This is a genomic window from Phenylobacterium deserti (genome assembly GCF_003254705.1).
Classification (GTDB): domain Bacteria; phylum Pseudomonadota; class Alphaproteobacteria; order Caulobacterales; family Caulobacteraceae; genus Phenylobacterium; species Phenylobacterium deserti.
This window is the reverse complement of the sequence record NZ_QFYR01000006.1, coordinates 94,421-114,349: the sequence shown is the minus strand read 5'-3', so window position 1 is coordinate 114,349 and position 19,929 is coordinate 94,421. Positions and strand designations below refer to the sequence as shown.

The 19,929-nt window shown below is 67.0% G+C and carries 16 protein-coding genes; 6 read left to right on the top strand and 10 right to left on the bottom strand.

The genetic code is table 11. The annotated features are described in order from the left end of the window. Window positions 1-103: 103 nt before the first annotated feature. Complete coding sequence (locus DJ018_RS18715; RefSeq protein ID WP_205853819.1) at window positions 104-1,033, bottom strand: GntR family transcriptional regulator; 930 nt, start codon at window positions 1,031-1,033, stop codon at window positions 104-106. A gap of 247 nt (window positions 1,034-1,280) precedes the next feature. Here DJ018_RS18715 and DJ018_RS18710 point away from each other — a divergent pair, with 247 nt between their 5' ends. The 3 genes from DJ018_RS18710 to DJ018_RS18700 all read left to right on the top strand — a co-directional run bounded on the left by DJ018_RS18710 (window position 1,281) and on the right by DJ018_RS18700 (window position 5,812). Continuing rightward, window positions 1,281-3,359, top strand: coding sequence for an outer membrane protein assembly factor BamB family protein (locus DJ018_RS18710; RefSeq protein ID WP_165842981.1), 2,079 nt, complete (start codon window positions 1,281-1,283; stop codon window positions 3,357-3,359). 40 nt (window positions 3,360-3,399) lie between these two features. Then, window positions 3,400-5,412 (top strand): outer membrane protein assembly factor BamB family protein, encoded by a 2,013-nt coding sequence (locus DJ018_RS18705; RefSeq protein WP_111516503.1) that lies wholly within the window; start codon window positions 3,400-3,402, stop codon window positions 5,410-5,412. A gap of 103 nt (window positions 5,413-5,515) precedes the next feature. Then, window positions 5,516-5,812 (top strand): cytochrome c, encoded by a 297-nt coding sequence (locus tag DJ018_RS18700; RefSeq protein WP_111516502.1) that lies wholly within the window; start codon window positions 5,516-5,518, stop codon window positions 5,810-5,812. A gap of 60 nt (window positions 5,813-5,872) precedes the next feature. On the opposite strand, the gene DJ018_RS18695 is transcribed toward DJ018_RS18700, so the two are convergent. Next, window positions 5,873-6,895, bottom strand: coding sequence for an SMP-30/gluconolactonase/LRE family protein (locus DJ018_RS18695; RefSeq protein ID WP_111516501.1), 1,023 nt, complete (start codon window positions 6,893-6,895; stop codon window positions 5,873-5,875). A gap of 11 nt (window positions 6,896-6,906) precedes the next feature. Then, a complete protein-coding gene (locus DJ018_RS18690) occupies window positions 6,907-7,326 on the bottom strand; it encodes a hypothetical protein (RefSeq protein WP_111516500.1) in 420 nt (139 codons plus the stop codon). A 218-nt stretch (window positions 7,327-7,544) separates the two neighbouring features. Between DJ018_RS18690 and DJ018_RS18685 the strand changes: the two genes are divergently transcribed. Then, entirely contained in the window at window positions 7,545-8,459 is a 915-nt protein-coding gene (locus DJ018_RS18685) for a cupin domain-containing protein (protein WP_111516499.1), read from the top strand. Window positions 8,460-8,496: 37 nt separating this feature from the next. On the opposite strand, the gene DJ018_RS18680 is transcribed toward DJ018_RS18685, so the two are convergent. The 5 genes from DJ018_RS18680 to DJ018_RS18660 all read right to left on the bottom strand — a co-directional run bounded on the left by DJ018_RS18680 (window position 8,497) and on the right by DJ018_RS18660 (window position 15,074). Further along, window positions 8,497-9,840 carry an MFS transporter gene (locus DJ018_RS18680; RefSeq protein WP_111516498.1) on the bottom strand — a complete coding sequence of 448 codons (1,344 nt, stop codon included), beginning with the start codon at window positions 9,838-9,840 and terminating at the stop codon, window positions 8,497-8,499. A gap of 125 nt (window positions 9,841-9,965) precedes the next feature. After that, the gene (locus DJ018_RS18675; protein ID WP_111516497.1) at window positions 9,966-11,132 is read right to left on the bottom strand and encodes a WD40 repeat domain-containing protein; all 1,167 of its coding nucleotides are present in this window, start codon (window positions 11,130-11,132) and stop codon (window positions 9,966-9,968) included. Next, window positions 11,129-12,286 carry an L-lactate dehydrogenase gene (locus tag DJ018_RS18670; protein WP_111516496.1) on the bottom strand — a complete coding sequence of 386 codons (1,158 nt, stop codon included), beginning with the start codon at window positions 12,284-12,286 and terminating at the stop codon, window positions 11,129-11,131. Before DJ018_RS18670 ends, DJ018_RS18675 begins: the two co-directional genes overlap by 4 nt. Window positions 12,287-12,299: 13 nt before the next feature. After that, entirely contained in the window at window positions 12,300-13,595 is a 1,296-nt protein-coding gene (locus DJ018_RS18665; protein ID WP_205853818.1) for an MFS transporter, read from the bottom strand. A 129-nt stretch (window positions 13,596-13,724) separates the two neighbouring features. Beyond that, window positions 13,725-15,074: an amidohydrolase family protein gene (locus tag DJ018_RS18660; RefSeq protein ID WP_111516494.1), complete on the bottom strand. Its 1,350-nt coding sequence runs from the start codon at window positions 15,072-15,074 to the stop codon at window positions 13,725-13,727. A gap of 457 nt (window positions 15,075-15,531) precedes the next feature. Between DJ018_RS18660 and DJ018_RS18655 the strand changes: the two genes are divergently transcribed. Both DJ018_RS18655 and DJ018_RS18650 read left to right on the top strand, forming a co-directional pair. Next, a complete protein-coding gene (locus DJ018_RS18655; protein ID WP_205853817.1) occupies window positions 15,532-16,716 on the top strand; it encodes a CaiB/BaiF CoA transferase family protein in 1,185 nt (394 codons plus the stop codon). Then, on the top strand, window positions 16,713-17,489 hold the full coding sequence (locus DJ018_RS18650; RefSeq protein WP_111516492.1) for an enoyl-CoA hydratase: 777 nt from the start codon (window positions 16,713-16,715) through the stop codon (window positions 17,487-17,489). The genes DJ018_RS18655 and DJ018_RS18650 overlap by 4 nt, the downstream gene beginning before the upstream one ends. A 19-nt stretch (window positions 17,490-17,508) precedes the next feature. Here the strand turns inward: DJ018_RS18650 and DJ018_RS18645 are convergent, their stop codons facing one another. Together DJ018_RS18645 and DJ018_RS18640 are read right to left on the bottom strand one after the other, a co-directional pair. Continuing rightward, window positions 17,509-18,216: a GntR family transcriptional regulator gene (locus tag DJ018_RS18645; protein ID WP_165842980.1), complete on the bottom strand. Its 708-nt coding sequence runs from the start codon at window positions 18,214-18,216 to the stop codon at window positions 17,509-17,511. Window positions 18,217-18,459: 243 nt separating this feature from the next. After that, window positions 18,460-19,926 (bottom strand): NAD-dependent succinate-semialdehyde dehydrogenase, encoded by a 1,467-nt coding sequence (locus DJ018_RS18640; RefSeq protein WP_111516490.1) that lies wholly within the window; start codon window positions 19,924-19,926, stop codon window positions 18,460-18,462. Window positions 19,927-19,929 lie beyond the last annotated feature (3 nt).

Here is a 19,929-nt window from a genome sequence, read left to right as displayed (position 1 = left end):
TTGCATACAGATCAGCGCGCCGCAACAGCCGCGGCGCCGCTACCCCAAACGCACTGCATACAATTTCGGCGCGGCCGCTGAAAACCGCGGCAGGCGCAGGCGTCTAGGGCTGAGCCCCCTGACGCAAACGAGCCGCAAAGCGGGCGCGCGCCTTCTTGATATGGGTCCGCATCAGACGCGCCGCCTCGACGCCGTCGCGAGACTCGAACGCAGCGAGCAGAGCTGCATGCTCCTTGATCGCCTCGCCGGTCACACGTGCGTGATACATGAGCCGGAAGAGGTGCACGTGGGTGTGCAGGCGCGCCAGCGCCTCCTCGACCAAGGTGTTCCCGGCCGTCCTGGCGATCACGTCGTGGAATCGTTTGTCCAACTGCGCAAACCGCCCGTAGGCGAGTTCATCGCCTTCGCCCGCCGACATCTCACGCTCCAGGCCGCGCAGGACGTCCAGCACTTCAGGCGTCATGTTTTCCGCCGCTTTCTCGGCGGCATAGGGCTCCAGGAGGAGACGGAGGTCGTACAGATCCTCGAACTGTTTGGCGCTCAGCTGCGAGGCGGCGCGGTAGCCGATCAGGTGCGTCTTGACGACGAGACCTTCGTTCTCCAGGCGCGCCAAAGCCTCGCGGATCGGAGTCTGAGAGACCCCCAACTCGCGAGCCAGCACATCGATCTTGATGCGTGAGTCGGGCGGGATCTGCAGCGACATGAGTCGCGCAAACAGAGCGTTGTAGACCTCGTCGCCCAGGCTGACGGGGCGCCGCAGCGGCTGAGCTGGCTCAAAGGCGACAGGAAGCTCCTTGTCTACCTTCACCACGATCCAAGCCCCTTCAACTGGCTCACACTCGCTCCCCGCACTTTCGCGAGTCGCGGGGACGCCGCGTCTCTTGATAGCAACAATGCAGCCGATCTGCTTGCGACAGCAAAGGAAAAGCCTTGGAAGCCAGGCCAAGCGGTCGCCGCTCGCGACTTCCGCAGCCGATCTGTATGCAATCTCGCCCAGCCACAACTCCATCGAATAGGGCAGCCGCGGCTCCATCAACCATGGTCGGTGAACACGGGTTTACTGACTAGGCGCCGCTCTGCACCTGCGCATCAGGGCTTGATCAACGTGTATGCAACTGATTGAAGTAGCGTTCGCGTAGGCAGCGGTGATTGTCGCGCGGGGGAGAACGCTTATGTTGAGGGCTTCAGTCAGAAAGCTCGTTCAAGGGCCGCGCGTGCGGCTGCTGGCCTCTGCCGCCGTCCTTGCAGGCTGCGCCTTGGCCGTCGCGGGCTCTGCGCCCATGCGCGACACGCCGTGGCCGATGTTCGGCGGCGGCGCCGATTTCGCACACTACTCCGAGCTTACGCAGATCACGCCCGCCAACGTGAACAAGCTCCAGGTCGCCTGGACCTACGAGCTCGGCAACGACATTTCGGTCTCCAACCCGCTCATGATGGACGGGAAGGTGTTCCTGATCGGCAGCGGCGGCGCGATCGTCGCCCTTGACCCGGCGACTGGCAAGGAAATCTGGAAGGCGCCGCGCAAAGCGGGCCGCGGTCTGCGCGGCCTCACCTACTGGTCCAGCCCCGACGGCAAGGACACCCGCATCATCTATGCGCGTGACGAGCACCTGCGAGCGCTCGACGCCCGCACCGGCGCTCAGATCGAGGGCTTCGACGTGGACCTGCGTCAGGGCGTCGATGATCGTGATCCCGCCACCATCAACCGCATCCAGCCGTCGGCGCCTGGCGTCGTCTTTGGCGACCTGATCATCATCGGGGCGGTGACTGGCGAGGACTACGGCGCCCCTCCGGGCGACATCCGCGCCTACAACGTCAAGACCGGCAAGCACGCCTGGACCTTCCACACCATTCCGCGGAACGGTCAGCCCGGTTCCGAGACTTGGCCGAAGGACGCACGTCAGAAGCTGGGCGGCGCCAACGACTGGACCGGCTTCTCCCTCGATGAGAAGCGCGGCATCGTCTACGCGGTCACCGGCTCGAGCACCTACGACTTCTGGGGTGTGGATCGCGAGGGCTCCAACCGCTTCGCCAACTCGATCCTTGCCCTCGACGCGCGCACCGGCAAGCTGATCTGGGACTTCCAGACGGTGCACCACGACCTGTGGGACTGGGACATCCCCTCCCCGCCCGTGCTGCTCACCGTCGACCACGGCGGCCGCAAGATCGACTCGGTGGTGATCGCCGGGAAGACCGGCTTCCTCTACGCCTTCGATCGGGTTACCGGTAAGCCGCTGTGGCCGATCGAGGAGCGCCCGGTCCCGAAGAGCCACGTGCCGGGCGAGAAGGCCTGGCCGACCCAGCCCTTCCCCACCAAACTCAAGCCGTTCACGCGCCAGACCTTTACGATCGACGACATCGATCCGACCCTGCCGGCCGACGAGCGTGAGCCGCTGATCGCCCAGATGAAGGCGGCCCGGAACGAAGGGCTCTTCACCCCGCCCGACACCAAGGACGTGGTGCAGATGCCGGGCAACCTCGGCGCCACCAACTGGGGCATGCTGTTCGCGAACCCGAAGAAGGGCATGGCCTACGTGATCTCGACGGACATCCCGTCGATCATCAAGCTGACGCAGGCGGACCCTCGGACCATTACCTATGGGGCGACGCCGCTCGCGCGGGGCGACAGCATCTACCTGAAGAACTGCGCCCTCTGTCACGGCTTCGACCGCAACGGCAGCGAGACTGCTCCGTCGCTGGTGAACATCAGCGAGCGTCTGACGCCCGAGCAGATGGCTTCAGTGATCAACCAGGGTCGCGGTCACATGCCCGCTTTCCCGTGGGTGGCCGGGTCGACTATGACCGACATCCTGGCCTACTTGGTCAACGACCGCAGCGCCGACGGCCGCCTCGTCAAACAGGCAGCCGCCGCCTATCCGGAAAAGCCGGAGCAGGCGGAAGCGGATCGGCGCTGGCGGACGGACTACGGCTACGTGCTGTCGAAGACCACCAGCAACCCGATGATCAAGCCGCCGTGGTCCCAGCTGACCGCGTACGACCTGAACACCGGCGACATCGTCTGGCAGCGGCCGATCGGCACCGACACCAAGCATCCACGCTCGAAGGACGGGCCCACCGGCCTCGCGCCCGCCCGCGTGGGCAGCCTGATCACGGCCTCCGGCCTGATCTTCGTCGGCACCGGCCGCGACCAAACCCTGCACGCCATCGAGGCCAACAGCGGCAAGACTGTCTGGACCTCGCCGCTGCCGGGCGCGGCCGCCGGCCTGCCCTCCATGTACTCTGTGCGCGGGCGTCAGTTCCTGCTGGTTCCGGCGGCCTCCAGCCGTCCGTCCACCGCGCCAGGCCAGGGGCCGACCCGCAACGCTTTCGTCGCCTACGCCCTGCCCGCAGGGCGCTGATGAACCCTCCGGCGCAACGACGCTGGACCGGGAGGAAACAATGACTGAGCTTACGCGCCGCTCCATCTCCGCGGCCGGCCTGGCCCTCTTCCTGGCGGGCAACGGCATCTCCACCACGGCCGAGGCGCAGAGCGCCGGCGGCCCGTCCATCGGCGACGGCGTCCAGAACGGCGAATGGCCGACCTACGCCGGCAACCTGGGCGCCTGGCGCTACTCGCCGCTGGACCAGGTGAAGGCGGACAACTTCAACCAGCTGCAGATCGCCTGGCGCTTCAAGGCCGACAACATGGGTCCGGCGCCGGACACCAACCTGCAGGCCACGCCGCTGATGAAGAACGGCGTGCTGTACCTGACGGCCGGCACCCGCCGGGCCGCCGTGGCGCTGGACGCGCGCAACGGCGAGCTTCTGTGGAAGTACTCGATCAACGAAGGCCAGCGCGGACGCGAAGGCCCCCGCCAAGGCAGCGGCCGCGGCCTGTCGTACTGGACCGACGGCCAGGAAGAGCGCGTCATCTACGTGACGCCTGGCTATCAGATGATCGGCCTCGACGCGAAGACCGGCCTGCCGATCCCCGGGTTCGGCAAGAACGGCATCGTCGACCTGAAGGCCGAGCTCGACCAAGAAGGGCTCGACCCGACCACGGCCAAGATCGGCCTGAACGCCACGCCGCTGGTGGTGGGCGACATCATCGTGGTCGGCGCCGCACATGAGCCCGGCGATGCGCCGAACAAGAAGAACGTGAAGGGCGCGGTGCGCGGCTATGACGTGCGCACCGGCAAGCGCCTGTGGATCTTCCACACCATCCCGGGCAAGGGCGAGGTCGGCAACAACACCTGGCTGAACGGCTCGGACGAGTACACCGGCAACACCGGCGTCTGGGCGCAGATGAGCGCCGACCCGCAGCTCGGCCTCGTCTACATCGGCGTCGAATCCCCGACCGGCGACTGGTACGGCGGCAATCGTCCTGGCGACAACCTGTTCAGCGAGAGCATCGTCGCGCTGGACGTGAAGACCGGCAAGCGCCGCTGGCACTACCAAATGATCCACCACGGCCTGTGGGACCGTGACGTGCCCTGCGCCGCGATCCTGGCCGACATCACCGTGCGCGGTAAGAAGATCAAGGCGATCGCCCAGCCGACTAAGCAGGCCTGGCTCTATGTACTGGACCGCGAAACCGGCAAGCCGGTGTGGCCGATCCCCGAGAAGCCCGTGCCGAAGGGCGACGTGCCCGGCGAGTGGTACGCGCCGACCCAGCCGATGCCGAGCAAGCCGCCTGCCTACGACCGGCAGGGCGTGGCCATCGACGACCTGATCGACTTCACGCCCGAGCTGCGGGCCGAAGCGGTGAAGCTCGTGTCCAACTACAAGATCGGGCCGCTCTATACCCCGCCGGTGCTCAGCAAGTGGCCGGGTCCGCTGGCGACCCTGATGATGCCGGCCGTCCAAGGCGGGACCAACTGGCCGGGCGGCTCGTTTGATCCGGAAACCAACACGGTCTACGTCTTCTCCCAGACCCTGATCGGCGCACTGGGCATCGGCCCCATCGACCCCGAAGTCAGCGATGCAGGCATGGGCCTGAACATCGCCCGCGACCCCAACGCCACGGGCGTGCGCCGCCGCGGCCGGATTGACGTCCAAGGTCTGCCGCTGATCAAGCCGCCCTATGGGCGCGTGACGGCGATCGACCTGAACAAGGGCGACATCGCCTGGCAGATCGCCCACGGCGAGACGCCGGACTATGTGAAGAACCACCCGGCGCTGAAGGGCATGAACATCCCCCGCACCGGCAGCAACGCCCTGATCGGTCCGCTGACCACCAAGACACTGGTGATCATCGGCGATGGGCAGCCGACCACCGGTGCCGATGGCGTCCGCAGCGGCTGGTTGCGGGCCTATGACAAGGCCACCGGCAAGGAAGTGGGCCAGGTGCGGATGCCGAGCCGTCAGTCGGGCTCGCCCATGACCTACGCGCTCGACGGCAAGCAATACATCGCCGTAGCTTCGTCGGGGCCGGACTCGCCCGGCGAGCTGGTCGTCTACGCCCTGCCGTAGGAATCTGCCCTGCGCGCAAAAATCCGGGCGCGCAAGCGCTCGGGTTTTGCTAGATTGCGCGACAGGGACGGATTTCGGTGTCGTGACAAAAAGGGACTACTGTATGCGCCGTACCCTCGCCGCCTCCACTCTACTGGCGGCCGTTAGCCTTTCCTCCGCAGCTTTCGCGCAAACTCCGGCCAATGGCGACTTCCGTCCTGGTCCCGAGAAGCCGCTCGTCCAGAAGAACTGCACCGCCTGCCACGTGGCCACCCAGGTGACCGCCAAGCGCAAGACCGCCGAGCAGTGGGGCGAGACCGTCGAGAAGATGATCGGTTATGGCGCCAAGCTCAGCGACGCTGAATTCGAGTCCGTTGTCGGCTACCTGGCCAAGAACTACGGCCCCGACAGCCCCAAGTAGCCCCACAGCCCCAAGTAGGATGTGATCGCCGGCCCGCCGCGATGGCGGGCCGGCGTCTCCTCAGCGCGTGTAGCGCGGCATGATCCCCGGCGTGGCCACGCCGAGCCGATAGATGCTGGTCGAGCCGGTGATGTAGAGCGTGCGCCCGCCATCAGCCCAACCCAGGTTCGCCGCCACTTCCGGCAGCGCAACGAGACCGAGCTTGCGGCCGCTGGGCGCAAAGACGTGCACGCCGCCTGGTCCGGTCGCCCAGACGTTCCCGGCGCTGTCGACCTTCACGCCATCCGGCACGCCGGCCCCTTCGGAGGCCGCGAAACTGGCGAACAGCCGCCCCTGCCCCACCGCACCGGCAGCCGTCACCGGATAGGCGCGGATGAACATCTCGGGCCCAGAGTTGGCGACATAGAGCGTGCGCCCGTCGGGCGAAAAGGCGAGACCGTTCGGCCGCGGCAGATCACGGATCGGCGCTGTCAGCTTGCCGTCGTGCCAGCGATAGACGCCGTTGAACGCCACTTCCTTGCCGGGGTCTTCGTCGCCCTTGGCCAGGCCGAACGGCGGGTCGGTGAACCACAACGCGCCGTCGGCGGTGAACACCAGGTCGTTCGGGCTGTTCAGGCGCTTGCCTTCGAAGCGTTCGATCACTGGCGCGGCCGAGAACCGCTCGTCCAGCCGCACGATGCGACGGGCGCCGTGCTGGGTCATCAGAACCGCGCCGTCAGGCCCGGTGACCAGCCCGTTCGAGCCAAGGTACGAGCCAGCAGGCGGATCCTGCAGGCCGCCGGCCTTGTCCAGCAGCACCTGCGTCTGCCCTTGAGGTGTAACCGCCACCAGCTGGTTGCCGACCAGGTCAGAGAACCACAGCCGCCCGTCGCGCCACATGGGGCCTTCGGTGAACTGGAAGCCGGTAGCCACCTTTTCGACGCGCGCGCCCGGCGCGATCACCCGGTCCAGCGCAGGGTCCAGCCGCTTGATCTCGGAGGCGGTGCTCGCCGCCGGCGGCTGCGACTGCGTCGCGCCCGAGGGAGCCCAGCCGACAGCCAGGGCCGCCACGGCTGAGCAGGTCACGATAAGAGACTTAGACATCGAACGCGCCCTCACACGCTGTCCGTGAGCAGAACGATGTAGTCCTTGTTGAGGACGGTGTTTTCGATCAGCGGCCAGACCCGCTGGTGATCATCCGACTTCACCCAGTTCTGGCGCAGGTCCTCGTTCTCGTAGGTCAGCTGGAAGCGGTAGTTGACGCCCGGCGGCGGCTTGGGCCCGCCCTGAAGCACGGTCCGCAGCTTGAGCATCTTCAGGTCGATGTAGCCTTTGTGGCGCTGGGCCGTGGGCTTGAAGACCGTGCGGAAGGCTTGAAGCATCTCCTGCTCGCGCGCCGGGTCCACGGCCAGATCGCAGTACAGGACGATGGGACCGGCGCCAGCGGCCGCGGGGGCCTGCGCCCGGACAGTGGAGACGGCGCCGGCGGCGCCGAGAAGCCCGGCCAGCGCCGGGAAGAAGGACCTTCTGTTCATTTCCAATCCCCTTTTTGCGGGCGCCTGAAGCGCCGCCTTCGTTGAGCCGGGGCGCCGCGAGATCCGAGCTTTCCCCGAGCGTGAGATTTGCATACAACTTGCCTGCACAATAGCGAAAAAGCCGGAGTAACCGGAGCGTCGAGCTGACCGGAGCGCCGCGCCTCCCGCGCGGGTAGAACTTCCAGCAGCGAAGCGTCTCCCGACCAGGAGGAAACCCAATGTCCAGGCTGCTGCTCGCCGCCGCTCTCGCCCTGCCGCTCGCCGGCGCCGCTCAGGCCCAGCCCGCCGCACCCGCCGCGCCCGCATCTCTGAGCCAAAGGATCGCCCATACTGATCCGGCGAAGTTCCGCTCGGCTCGTTCGGTGCACGGCGGCGCTGGGGAGCTGAAGTTCGGATCCCTGCTCGGGACCGATGCGCTCGACACCAACTTCATCTTCCTGCACCGCGGGGAAATACAGCCGGGCGGCGGTATCGGGGCGCACTTCCACAACGCGTGCGAGGAGATGTTCGTCATCCTCGATGGCGAAGCGCAGTTCACCATCGATGGACGCACGTCGCAGCTGAAGGGACCGGTGGGCGCCCCCAACACCATGGGCCACTCCCACGCGATCTATAATCCGACGGACAAGCCGGTTCAGTGGCTGAACATCAACGTCGGCACGACCAAGGTTTACGACAACTTCGACCTGGGCGACTCGCGTGTCGGCGCGCCGCTGGATCCGATCCCGACCTTCATGACGATGAGGCTGGACCGGTCGCTGTTGAAGCCAGTTCAAAATCTCGATGGCGGCCAGGGCGAGGTGCTGCGCCGACAAGCGCTCGGGCCTGCCGTGTTCCGCACGGCCTGGTCCTATGTCGATCACGTGGTGATCGCGCCGGGCGCGTCGGTGGGTCCGGCGTCAAAGCCGGACATGAGCGAGGTCTACTACGTGCTGGGCGGGCGTGGCTCTGCACGCGTGGGCGCGCAAACTGCGCCGCTCGCGACTGGCGACGCCCTTCCCGTGCGGCTGGGCGAGACGCGCGCGATCCGCAATGACGGGACTGAGCCGCTCGAGCTGATGGTGATCGGCGTCGCCAAGGATCTGGACGCCAAGCGCGCCTACATGCTGGCGACGGCGCCGCAACGGCGATGAGAAAGACGGCCCCGGCGCAAGCCGGGGCCGATGCCGATCAGGCGGCGGACACGGCCCCGGCCACCGCATCGCGGCGCGAGGCGCGGCCGCCCAGGGTGGCGGTGGGATCGATGAACAGCCAGCCGATGGCCCCCACGAGGGCCGCACCAGCCGCCACCAGGAACGAGCCCGACCAACCGAACTGACTGGCGACCAGAGGCGTGATCGCCGCCACGGTGGCGCCGCCCAGCTGACAGCCCATGTTCATCACGCCGGACACCGAGCCGGCGGACGCCTTCCCGAGGTCAGCGCTCAGGGTCCAGAAGGCGCTCTGAGAGATGTAGAGCGAGCCCGATCCGGCGGCGAGCACCACAGCGGCGAGACGCGCGTCCTGCACCGTCATGGCGACAGCGACGAAGATCGCCGCGAAGGCCATGCCGATAGCGGCCGGCCAGCAACGCCCGATCCGTTTGCTGGTGCGCTGGCAAAGCCGGTCGGAAATCCAGCCGCCGAGGGGCGATGCGATCGCCATGGCGATGAACGGCAAGGTTCCGTAGAGGCCGCTGGACTTCAGATCGAGGCCCCGCACCTGCGACAGGTAGGTGAAGAACCAGGTGAAGAAGATCCAGGCCACGTAGCCGAAGCAGAAGTAGCTCAGCGTCAGAAGTGCGACCTGGCGATCGAAGATGATCGTACGCCAGGGCACAAGCTTGGCGCCGGGCTCGACCGTTTGGGAAGGAAGGCTGTTCTCGATGTAGTCGAGTTCGGCCTTGCGCATCATCGGGTGGTTGGCGGGCTTTTCGCGCACCAGCAGCAACCAGACAGCCAGGAACACCAGACCGATCAGGGCGCTCGCGTGGAACGCCCAGCGCCAGCTGTGCGAGAGCATGATCGACGTGATCAGCGGCGGCGCGATGCCGGCGCCCACGCCGACGCCCGCAAAGATCAGGCCGTTGGCCAGACCGCGCTCATGCGGCGGGATCCAGGCGCTGACCAGGCGATTGCCTGCCGGGAAGATCACGGACTCGCCGGCGCCCAAGATGAAGCGCACCGCGATCAGGCTGACCAGCGCGCCGCTGTAGCCTGCCGGGATCAGAGCCGTGGCCGAAGTCAGCACCGACCACCAGAAGATGCCGATCGCGGTGATGCGGTAAGGGCCGAAACGGTCGGCTAGTCGTCCAGCCAACGGCTGAGTGAAGGCGTAGCCGAAGACGAAGGCGCTGAACACGGCGCCGAGCTGGGCGTCGCTGATGCCCAAGTCCTTCTTCATCAGCGGTGCGGCGATGGAGATGTTGCTGCGATCCAGATAGGAGACCGCAGCAGCGGCGAAGATCAGGATCACCAGCAGCCAGCGCACCTTTCCGCGGTGCGCTGACGCGTTGATCGCGGCAGTCTGGCTCATGCCCTTGTTCCTTGAATGCGGGCCGAGCACACACACGGCCGCGACGCTTCCTCATGAGCCTGTGCCGGCCCTTGCAACGGAGGCTGCATACAAGATCAGCGGCGGTCAATGCCGCGCGGGCTGAACTAGCGTGAAGGCTGCCGTGCGATTGCGACAGGGCTGGCCGACAGGGCGACCCGTTGTCCGGTGTCGACCAAGCGCCCTCCCTCGACCCGGAACACCGCAACCGCGTTGTCCAGGTTGAACTCGGCGAGAACCGTGCGGCCATCGGCGGCGAACACCACCCCCTGTCCGGCGGCGCCGGCGGGCAGGTCGTTGACCGCCGTAAGCTGCCCGGCGCGGTTCTCGTAGAGCGCAATGCGTCCGGTGGGGCTGTGGGCCGGGTTGGTCGCCGGCAGGTTCGATCCCGCTGCGGCAAGCACGACTACCCAGCGGCCATCCTTGGAGATGGCGACGCCCTCCGGCGTGGCGGGAGTCTGGACCTGGTGCGTGACCTTCCGCGGCGAGGCCGCAAGATCGACCACGCTGACCATGCCGATGTCCGACCGCGGCTTGCCGTCGGCTCCAGGTGTTCCGGCCAGGCTCGTCACCGCCAACCAACGACCGTTGTCCGACACTTCCATGTCGTAAGAGGACGGGCCAGTCGGGAGGCGATCGGGCTGAACCCGCACCTCATCCCCCGTCAGGTCGAGCAGCGCGAGCCCCTCCCCGCCGACGCCCGCAAGAGCGCGCCGGCCATCCCTGGTCACAGCCAGCCCAGTCAGGCGACGGCCGAGCTTCAGGCTCTGCAGCAGGCGGGCCGACCCGTTCTCAACCGCGAGCACCTTCAGGGTGCCGTCCGTGCAGGTCACCAGGAGGCGACGGCCATCCGTCGTGAACATCACCGCGTTTGGGTTCGCGCCGAGCTCGACCTTCGCGAGCCGCGGCTCGGCCTGACGCAGATCGGCCAGGGTGATGTAAGTCTCGGTCTTCTCCCGACCGGTCGCGAAGTCCCAACTGGTTGGCGACGACGCCACCGCCAGTTTGCCGTCCGGCGACAGAGCCACGGATTGAGGCGGGCCCATCAACGAATGATCGAGGCCGGTCACCGTGCGAACCACGCGCGGCGGGCTGCGCGCGGCGTCCAGCAGCACCAGGCTGTCGTTCGGCGCTGGACGCGGATCACCGGCCGCGCCTTTCACGTCCGCGAACTTGGCGTCGACGCCCACCAGGACGAGGTCCGCCGCGAGCGCTGGCGCGGCCAGGATCGCACCGAGCGCAGCGCCGGCGGCCAGAAGCGTCTTCCACGTCATGGCAGCGTTCCTCGATTGACCAGGATCTCGCGCCCGAGTTTTCGGACGTCTGTTTCGCCGAGCAGCGCCATCGCGACCTTCATCTCCTGGCGCAGGATCTCGAGCATTCGGGTGACACCGGGTCCGCCCTGCGCCGCCAGCGCATAGGCCCAGGCCCGACCAACCATCACCCCATCCGCACCGAGCGCGAGCGCCCGCAGGACGTCGAGGCCAGATCGGATCCCGCTGTCCATCAGCACGGTGGCGCGCCCGGCTACGGCGTCGGCCACCGCCGGGAGCGCCGAGATGGTCGATGGCGCGCCGTCCAGCTGGCGCCCGCCGTGATTGGACACGACGATCCCGTCGGCCCCGGCGGCGACCGCGGCCTGCGCGTCCTCCGGCTCCAGCACGCCCTTCAGGACGAGGCGCCCGCGCCACCGCTCACGGAGCCAGGCGATGTCGTTCCAGGTGACGCTGGGGTCGTAGTTGCGGGCCACCCATTCGAAGAAGCCGAAGAGGCCGGTGCCGGGCGGCATCACGCCGGCGACGTTGCCGAGGGCGTGCGGCCGCCCCATGACGCCCACGTCGAACGCCCATGCCGGATGGCGCATCACTTCCAGCATGCGGCCGATGCTCGCCAGGGCCCCTCGCCCGCCGGCGAGGCCGGTGCGGATGTCGCGATAGCGCGTGCTGCTGACCGGCAGGTCGACGGTCAGGAACAGGTTGGTGATGCCGGCCGCTTCGGCCCGGTCCAGCAGCGCATGCATGAACCCCCGGTCGCGGATCATGTAGAGCTGGAACCAGAAAGGCCGCTGCACCGCGCCGCGCACCTCTTCCATCGAGCATCCGGCCACAGTGGACATGCAGAACGGCGCGCCGGCCGCTTCGGCCGCCCGGGCGGCCTGAACCTCCCCGCGCCGGGCGTAGAGGCCCGCAAGACCAACTGGCGCCAAGGCCACGGGCATGGCCGCCGCATCGCCCAGCAGCTCCGTGCCAAGGTTGATGTCGGATACGTCCTTCAGGATCCGCTGGCGAACGGCGATCCCCTGCAGGTCGTCGACATTGCGGCGCATCGTCTGCTCGGCGAATGCGCCGCCGTCTACGTACTCGAACAGGAACCTCGGCAGGCGCCGGCGCGCCAGAAGGCGGAGGTCGCCAACATCGGCGCAGTTCACAGCTGCCTCCGGCTCAGACGTCGGCGGAGGCGACCGCGCCCGGGCCGTCGCCAGGCGGCTTGGCCGCCGTGGTGGACCCGGTGACGTCCGGCTCCGCGTAGACGCGCCGGGAGGCGTCGATCCACAGGAACAGGAAGGCGGCGATCGCGGCGAGCCCTGCCAGAACGGAGAAGGCGCTGTTCCAACCGTAGTAGGTGACGAGGTAGCCCGTCGCCGCCGCCGCGCCGGTTGCGCCGAGGTTGCCAGCCGTGTTCATCACCGCCGAGACCGAGCCGGCGAACTCGTCGCCGATGTCCAGCGCCACAGCCCACGACACGCCCACCGTCAGTTCCAGACCGAACACGGCAGCGCAGAAGAAGCCCACGCTGGTCATCGGATCGGAAGAGGTGATCGCCATCAGGATCATCGCGCCAGCCAGCAGGAAGCCGGCGATGGCGACGAGGCGGCGGGCCATCTTCAGATTGCCCGTCTTTTCCATGATCTTGTCGGACACCCAGCCGCCGGCCATGTCGCCGGCGACGCCGCAGGCCAGAGGCAAGCTCGCGTAGAGCCCCATCTTGGCCAGGCTGAAGCCGTGGGCGTCGACGAGGTACTTGGGGAACCACGACAGGTAGATGCCGATGGAATAGCCGTAGCAGGCGTACATCGCCGCCAGCAGCCACATCTGGGGATTGGACAGGATCTGGCCCCAGGGCACCGCTTTGCGTGGGCCGCCAGTTTTGCGGCCCAGCGCCGTCTTGATCAGCTCGCGCTCGGCTTCATTGACCTGGCTATGTTCGCTGGGGTCGTCCCGGTACCAGAAGAACCAGACGATGGCCCAGGCGATCCCCACCAGGGCGAAGATCAGGAACGGTGCGCGCCAGCCCCAGAGGCCGATGATCGCTACCACCAGCACAGGCGTGAGCGCGCCGCCGAGACGCGAGCCGGCGTGGGTGACGCCCTGGGCCCAACCCCGCTCGGACGGCAGCATCCATCGCGACAGCGAACGGGTGGCGATCGGATAGGCCCCCGCCTCGCCCATCCCGAAGAGGAAGCGGCAGACGATCATCGAAGTGGCCGACCAGGTCAGGGCCGTCAACGCGGTGAAGCTGGACCACCAGATCACGATGGCCGCGAGCGCCTTTCGTGGACCGAACCGGTCGCCCAGCCAGCCGCCCGGGATCTGAAACAGGGCGTAGCTCAGCTGGAAGGCCGCCAGGATCCACCCGATGGTCACCGTCGAGAAGCCGAACTCCTCTTGGATCGACGGCACGGCGGCGGAGATCACCACCCGATCCATGTAGGTGATCATGTAGATCAGCACGGTCATCCAGAGGACTACGTGCCGAGTTACAGTCGGCCGGCCTTTGCTAGCGCTCGCCATCTGGCGTCTCCTACTCGTCTTGTTTGCAGGACGCGGGATCGAGCCCGCGTCCCGGTGCGCTCGCGGGCGCCAGCCTTACTGGTTGATGTTCGGGACTTCGCGGCCGGCGACGTAGACGGCGCGGATCGTGCGGGTGTTGCGGATGTCGGTCGTCGGATTGGCGTCCAGCACCAGCAGGTCAGCCCAGCGGTTCGGCTTCACGAGGCCGAGGTCCTTGGAGCCGAGAAACTCGGCCGACACACCGGTGGCGATGTGCAGGGCTTCGGCGGGCGTGTAGCCGGCCTTCACCATTAGCTCGAGTTCGCGGTGCGAAGAGTAGCCGGGGAAGCGCGCCGGCGGGCCGCTGTCGGTGCCGAAGCCGATCTTCACGCCCGCCGCCTTTTGCGCGGCAAGGTTGGCGATCGCGTTGTCCAGGAACTGCGGCAGCTCATGGAAGTGAGGGTTCGACGCCTGCTGCTGCTGACGCTGCGGGCTGGCGAGGGTCGCGATGACGTCCGGCGACACGCCCTTGGCGAAGAACGGATCGTCAAGGAAGGGCGCGCGCTTGCCATAGGCGAACATGTACTCTTCGCGGCTCAGGGTCTCGGCGATCTGCCAGACCCCACGACGCTTCATGCTGTCGAGCAGGGCCCGGTCGACCTTTTGGTCGCGCACGCTGTGGGCGAAGCCGTCGACGCCCTGGTTCACCAGCGTCTTGGCGTCATCCAGGTAGAAGATGTGGGCCACGGCGCGAAGCTTGCGCGCGTGCGCCGCATCGATGATCGCCTTGGTGATCTCCGGCGGCATCTTCGGCATCGTCTTGAGTTCGTCGTCGACCCACATCTTGATGAAGTCGACACCCTTGTCCGCCTGGCGGTTCACTTCCGCGGTGGCTTCGGCCGGGGTGGAGACTTGGTTGTTGAGGTTGGGCACGCCGCCGTAGCCGCCCTTGAACACCAAGCCCTGGCCGGCCGTGTAGACCCGGGCCATGTTCGGGCGCCCGGCGCGCTGCTCAGCGCGAAGCGGGAAGATAAGGTCCCCGTCCGTGCCCATGCTCTGGACGGTGGTCACCCCGTACTTGGCGAAGGTGGTGAGGTCCTTCTCCACATTCTCCCGGGTGAAGTTGTTCTTGTTCTGGACGACGCCGACAACGTTACCGAGGTGGACGTGCAGGTCGATGAGGCCCGGCATCACGTACTTGCCGGAAAGGTCGACGGTCGATGCGCCGGCAGGAGCGCGCAGGCTGGCGGCCGGGCCGACCCAGGTGATGCGGCCGTCCTGGATGATCAGGCCCGAGTTGGGCGCGGGCGCTGCGCCCGTTCCGTCGATCAGGGTGAAGTTCTTCAGGACGGTGGTTTCGGCCTGGGCGGCGGAGCCAAGCCCCAGGGCGCAAGCACCGGCGGCGACGGCCGCGGCCAGACGGTGACGAAGTCGGCTCAGCTTCATGATATTGGCTCCACCCAGACGCTTGTTTTCACAGCCCGCTGCAACAGGCGGCCGGATGAGCGTACAGCATGTGGAGCGCGTCATTGCGGACGCCGATGCAGCGCTCGAATGCGCTGGCGAAACGGCTGGACCGGACCTCGGCCACTCCGCTCGCACCTCCCAAACTGACCTGTTCCGGCCTTGAGGTGAGCGTTGCATACAACCGAAAACCGCACAAGCAGGTACGGCTACGCCGCGTACACGGAACAGGAGCCTTCAGCGGCGACCTGCGTTATTTGACGAATCCGCTAAATGCAGGCTGCTGCGTTCGCCGGCTCTGATTTCCTTCGGAAGACGTCTTTCGCGGTGGCATTCGGAGTGGAGTTGATGGGGGGAAGTCGCTTGACCCCCACTCATTCTTGTATACACGCTGGCCGAAATTTCAGGCCGCTTCGCCGGTCCAGGAGATTGTATCCTTATGCTTCCTCTCGCCGGAATCCGGGTTCTGGATATTTCCCAGGTCATGGCAGGCCCGTTCTGCTGCATGCTGCTCGGTGACCTCGGCGCCGACGTGGTCAAGATCGAGCCCCCGGGTGTCGGCGATTCGACCCGCCGTTCGATGGGCTTTCGTCTGAAGGGCGAGGACAGCCCTGGTTTCCTGGCGCTGAACCGCAACAAGCGCAGCATCACGCTGGACCTCAAGAACCCGGAAGACCGGGACGTGCTCTATGCCCTCGCCAAAACCGCCGACGTGGTGGTCGAGAACGGCCGTCCGGGCGTGGCCCAGCGGCTGGGCATGGGCTACGACAAGCTCAGCGAGATCAACCCGCGCATCATCTACGCCAGCATCTCGGGCTTCGGTCAGACCGGGCCCTGGTCGCAGCGTCCGGGTTTCGACCTGATCGCCCAGGCCATGTCCGGCGTGCTCAGCGCCACGGGATTCCCCGACAGCGAGCCGGTCAAGAACGTGATCCCCGTGGGTGACCTCGGCGCGGGCATGTTCGCCTGCTACGGCATCCTGGGCGCCCTGATCGGGCGCGAGAAGACCGGCAAGGGTCAATTCATCGACGCGTCGCTGTTCGAGGCCGCCCTCGGCCTCTCGGTCTGGGAAACCACGGAATACTGGGGCACCGGCAAGTCGCCGGCGCGCCTGGGCTCCGCCAACCGGATGTCGGCCCCTTACCAAGCGGTCGTGGCCAAGGACGGCTATTTCGTCATCGGCGCCGCGAACCAGAAGCTCTGGCTGTCGCTGCTGGAAGTCATGGACCGCCAGGAACTCGCGGATGATCCGCGCTTCGTGAAAAACAGCGACCGCGTGGCCAACCATAAGGCGCTCATCGCGGAACTCGCGCCGACCTTCCTCACGCGCACCGTCGACGAATGGGTCGAGGCGCTGCTGGCCGCCGGCATCCCGTCCGGTCCGATCAACGACTACGAGCAGGCGGTGAACAGCGATCACGTCGCGGCCCGCAACATGGTGCAGGACATTCCGCATCCGGTGGAAGGCACCTTCAAGGCGCTCGGCTTCCCGGTGAAGCTGACCGGGACACCGCAACAGGTCCGCTATCCGCCCCCGCTGCTCAATGAGCACGGCCAGCAGATCCGCCAAGAGCTGGTCGAGAAGGGCCTGCTGCAAGCTCAGCCGGAAGCGGCCGCGGAATGAGCGAGGGCAAGGTTCACTACGAGAAGGACGGCCGCATCGCGCGGGTGACCTTCGACCAGCAGCCGGCGCTCAACGCGCTGAACATGGAAATGTGGGGCCAGCTGGGCGAGATCAGCCGCTCGGTCGCCACCGACAGCAGCGTGCGCTGCGTGATCTTCCGCGGCGCCGGCGGCAAGGCCTTCATTTCGGGCACCGACATCACCGGCTTCCTTTCCTTCGAGAGCGGTCGGGACGGCGTCGCCTACGAAGCCAAGATGGACGAGTACATCGGCACGGTGGAAGCGATTCCCCAGCCGACGCTGGCGGTCGTCGAGGGTTGGGCCGTGGGCGGCGGCGTCGCCATCTCCTGCGCCTGCGATTTCCGCATCGCCACACCGGACGCCAAGTTCGGCTCGCCGCTCGGCCGCACCATCGGCAACTGCCTGTCGGGCAGGGGTTATGCGCGCCTCGTGGGTCACGTGGGCATCGCCCAGGCCAAGCGCATGCTGCTGGCGGGCGAGATGATCACCGCGCCCGAGATGATGAACCTTGGCCTGCTCTACAGCGTGGTCGAGCGCGAGGAGTTGGATGCTGCGGTGGACGCGTTCGCCGACAAGCTCGCCTCGCAGGCGCCGCTGACCGTGAAGGCGAGCAAAGAGGCCATGCGCCGCCTGAACTACCGCGCCATGCCGGACATCGAAGACCTCATTGAGCAGGTCTACGGCAGCAATGACTTCCGCACGGCGGTGCGGAATTTCAAGGAAAAGAAGAAGACGGAGTGGACGGGCGCCTGAGGCGCGCCGTCCACCGCCCCTAGTCCGCCACGGGCTCAGCAGCCCGTTCGGCGGAGCCCGCGCGCACACGGACCCGGTTCTTGAACTTGGTGTCCGTCATGCGCTCGATCACGCCGCGCGCGAAGTGGTCCTGCATCAGCGAAGACAGGCGCAGGCCGTCCCTCGCCGCCAGGGCCGCGAAGATCTTGCGATGTTCTTCCAGCGCTTCCGCCCAGCGGTGCCGGTCCAGAGTGTTGACCGAGCGGGCCCGCTCCGCCCGCGGCAGGATTAGCCGCCAGGCCAGGATCAGCGCGTTGTTGTTCGACCCCTCGACCATCAGCTCGTGGATCGCGCGGTTAGCGCGGATATAGCTGGCTCGGTCGTGGTTGTTGTAGTGCTCCTCCATCTCGCGCTGCAGCGCCTCGAGACGTTCGAGCTGTTCGGGGGTCATGCGTTGGCAGGCTTGCTGCCCGGCGAGAGACTCCAGCGTGCCTAGCACCGAAAAGACATCGATGGATTCGTTCTCGTCGAGTTCGGCGACCACCACGCTGCGGTTCGGCAGCAGCTCGACCAAACCTTCGGCCGCCAAGGTGCGGAAAGCTTCACGCACCGGCGTGCGCGACATCCCGAGCCGTTCGCTGATGGCGACTTCACGAAGGGCGTAGCCCGGCGCCAGTTCGCCAGACAGGATCATCTGCCTCAGAAGGCTGACCGCATCCTTGTGTCGCCAGCCCTTTTGCTCGCGCACGCGAGGTTTCCGGACCATGTCCGAAGGAGCGGCATCGGCGATGGCGGCTGTTTCGGACGCTGAATTCTTGCTCATCCTGAGCGGATTTACTCACGCTACGTGGGATGAACAAGCGGCATCTGATCACTTTTGGATGCAAGATTTAATCCGGCAAACCGCTCCCAGAGGAAAGCACAGTTCGTTTGCCGGTACTTGCACGCAAGTTGCCCCCGGCCGGCGTGCCAACGCCGGCCGGGGATTCCGTCACCAGGTGACGGCGATGTACTTGGCTTCCAGGAACTCCAGGATCCCGTGGTGGGCGCCTTCACGACCGAGGCCGCTCTGCTTGACGCCGCCGAACGGAGCCGCCGGGTCCGAGGCGATGCCGCGATTGAGGCCAATCATGCCGGCTTCGAGCTTCTCGGACACGCGCAGACCGCGGGCCAGGTCCTTGGTGTAGACGTAGGAGATCAAGCCGTATTCGGTATCATTGGCCGCTTCGATCGCCTCGGATTCATCCGTGAACTTCACCACCGGGGCGACGGGACCGAAGATCTCTTCCTGGAGGATCTTGGCGCTGGCCGGCACTTCGGTCAGCACGGTCGGCGGATAGAAGAAGCCCTCACGCTCCAGCGGCTGGCCGCCCACGATCGCCTTGGCGCCTGCAGACACCGCGTCCTGCACGAGGCTGTCGATCTTGTTCAGCGCCACCGGCGTGATCACCGGGCCGCACTGGGTCGCTTCCTCGTAGCCCGGACCGACCTTCAGCGCCGCCATGCGATCGGCGAAGCCCTTCACAAAGGCGTCGTAGATGCCGGCCTGGACGTAGAAGCGGTTGGCCGCGGTGCAGGCCTCGCCACCGTTGCGCATCTTGGCCAGCATGGCGCCGTCGAGGGCGGCCTCCAGGTCGGCGTCGTCGAACACCACGAACGGGGCGTTGCCGCCCAGTTCCATGGAGCAGCTGAGCACCTGCTTGGACGCCCCGCTCAGCAGCAGACGGCCGATCTTGGTCGAGCCGGTGAACGACAGCTTCCGCACGCGAGGATCGTTGAGCATGGTGTCCACGACCGGGCCGGGATCGGTGGTCGTGACGATGTTGACCACGCCCTTGGGCACCCCCGCCTCTTCCAGCACGTCCGCCATCAGGAAGGCGGTGAGCGGAGTTTCGGCGGCGGGCTTGAGCACGCAGGTGCAGCCCGCGGCAAGCGCCGGGGCGATCTTGCGGGTCGCCATGGCGGCCGGGAAGTTCCACGGCGTGATCAGCACCGCGATGCCGATCGGCTGGTACTGCACGAAGATGCGGTTGGCGCCGCTGGGGGCGGTGCTCACCTCCCCGATCACGCGCACGGCTTCTTCCGAGAACCAACGGAAGAACTCGGCGGCGTAGGCCACCTCGCCCCGGGCGTCCGGCAGCGCCTTGCCGTTCTCGAGGCTGATCAGCTGGGCGAACTCCTCCGCCCGGCCGGTCATCAGCTCGAAGGCCTTGCGCAGGATCTCGGCGCGCTTGCGGGGCGGCGTGGCGGCCCAGCCCGCGGCAGCCGCGGCGGCGGCGTCCACGGCGGCCTTGGCGTCTTCCACCGTGCCGTCAGCGACGGTGGCGATCAGCTTGCCAGTCGACGGGTCGACCACGTCAAAGCGCTTGCCGCCCGAGCCGGCGCGCCAGGCGCCGTCGATGTAGAGGTCGGTCTTGTAGGCCGAGGCGGGCTCGGCGAGGTTCTGAGCAACGGACACGTT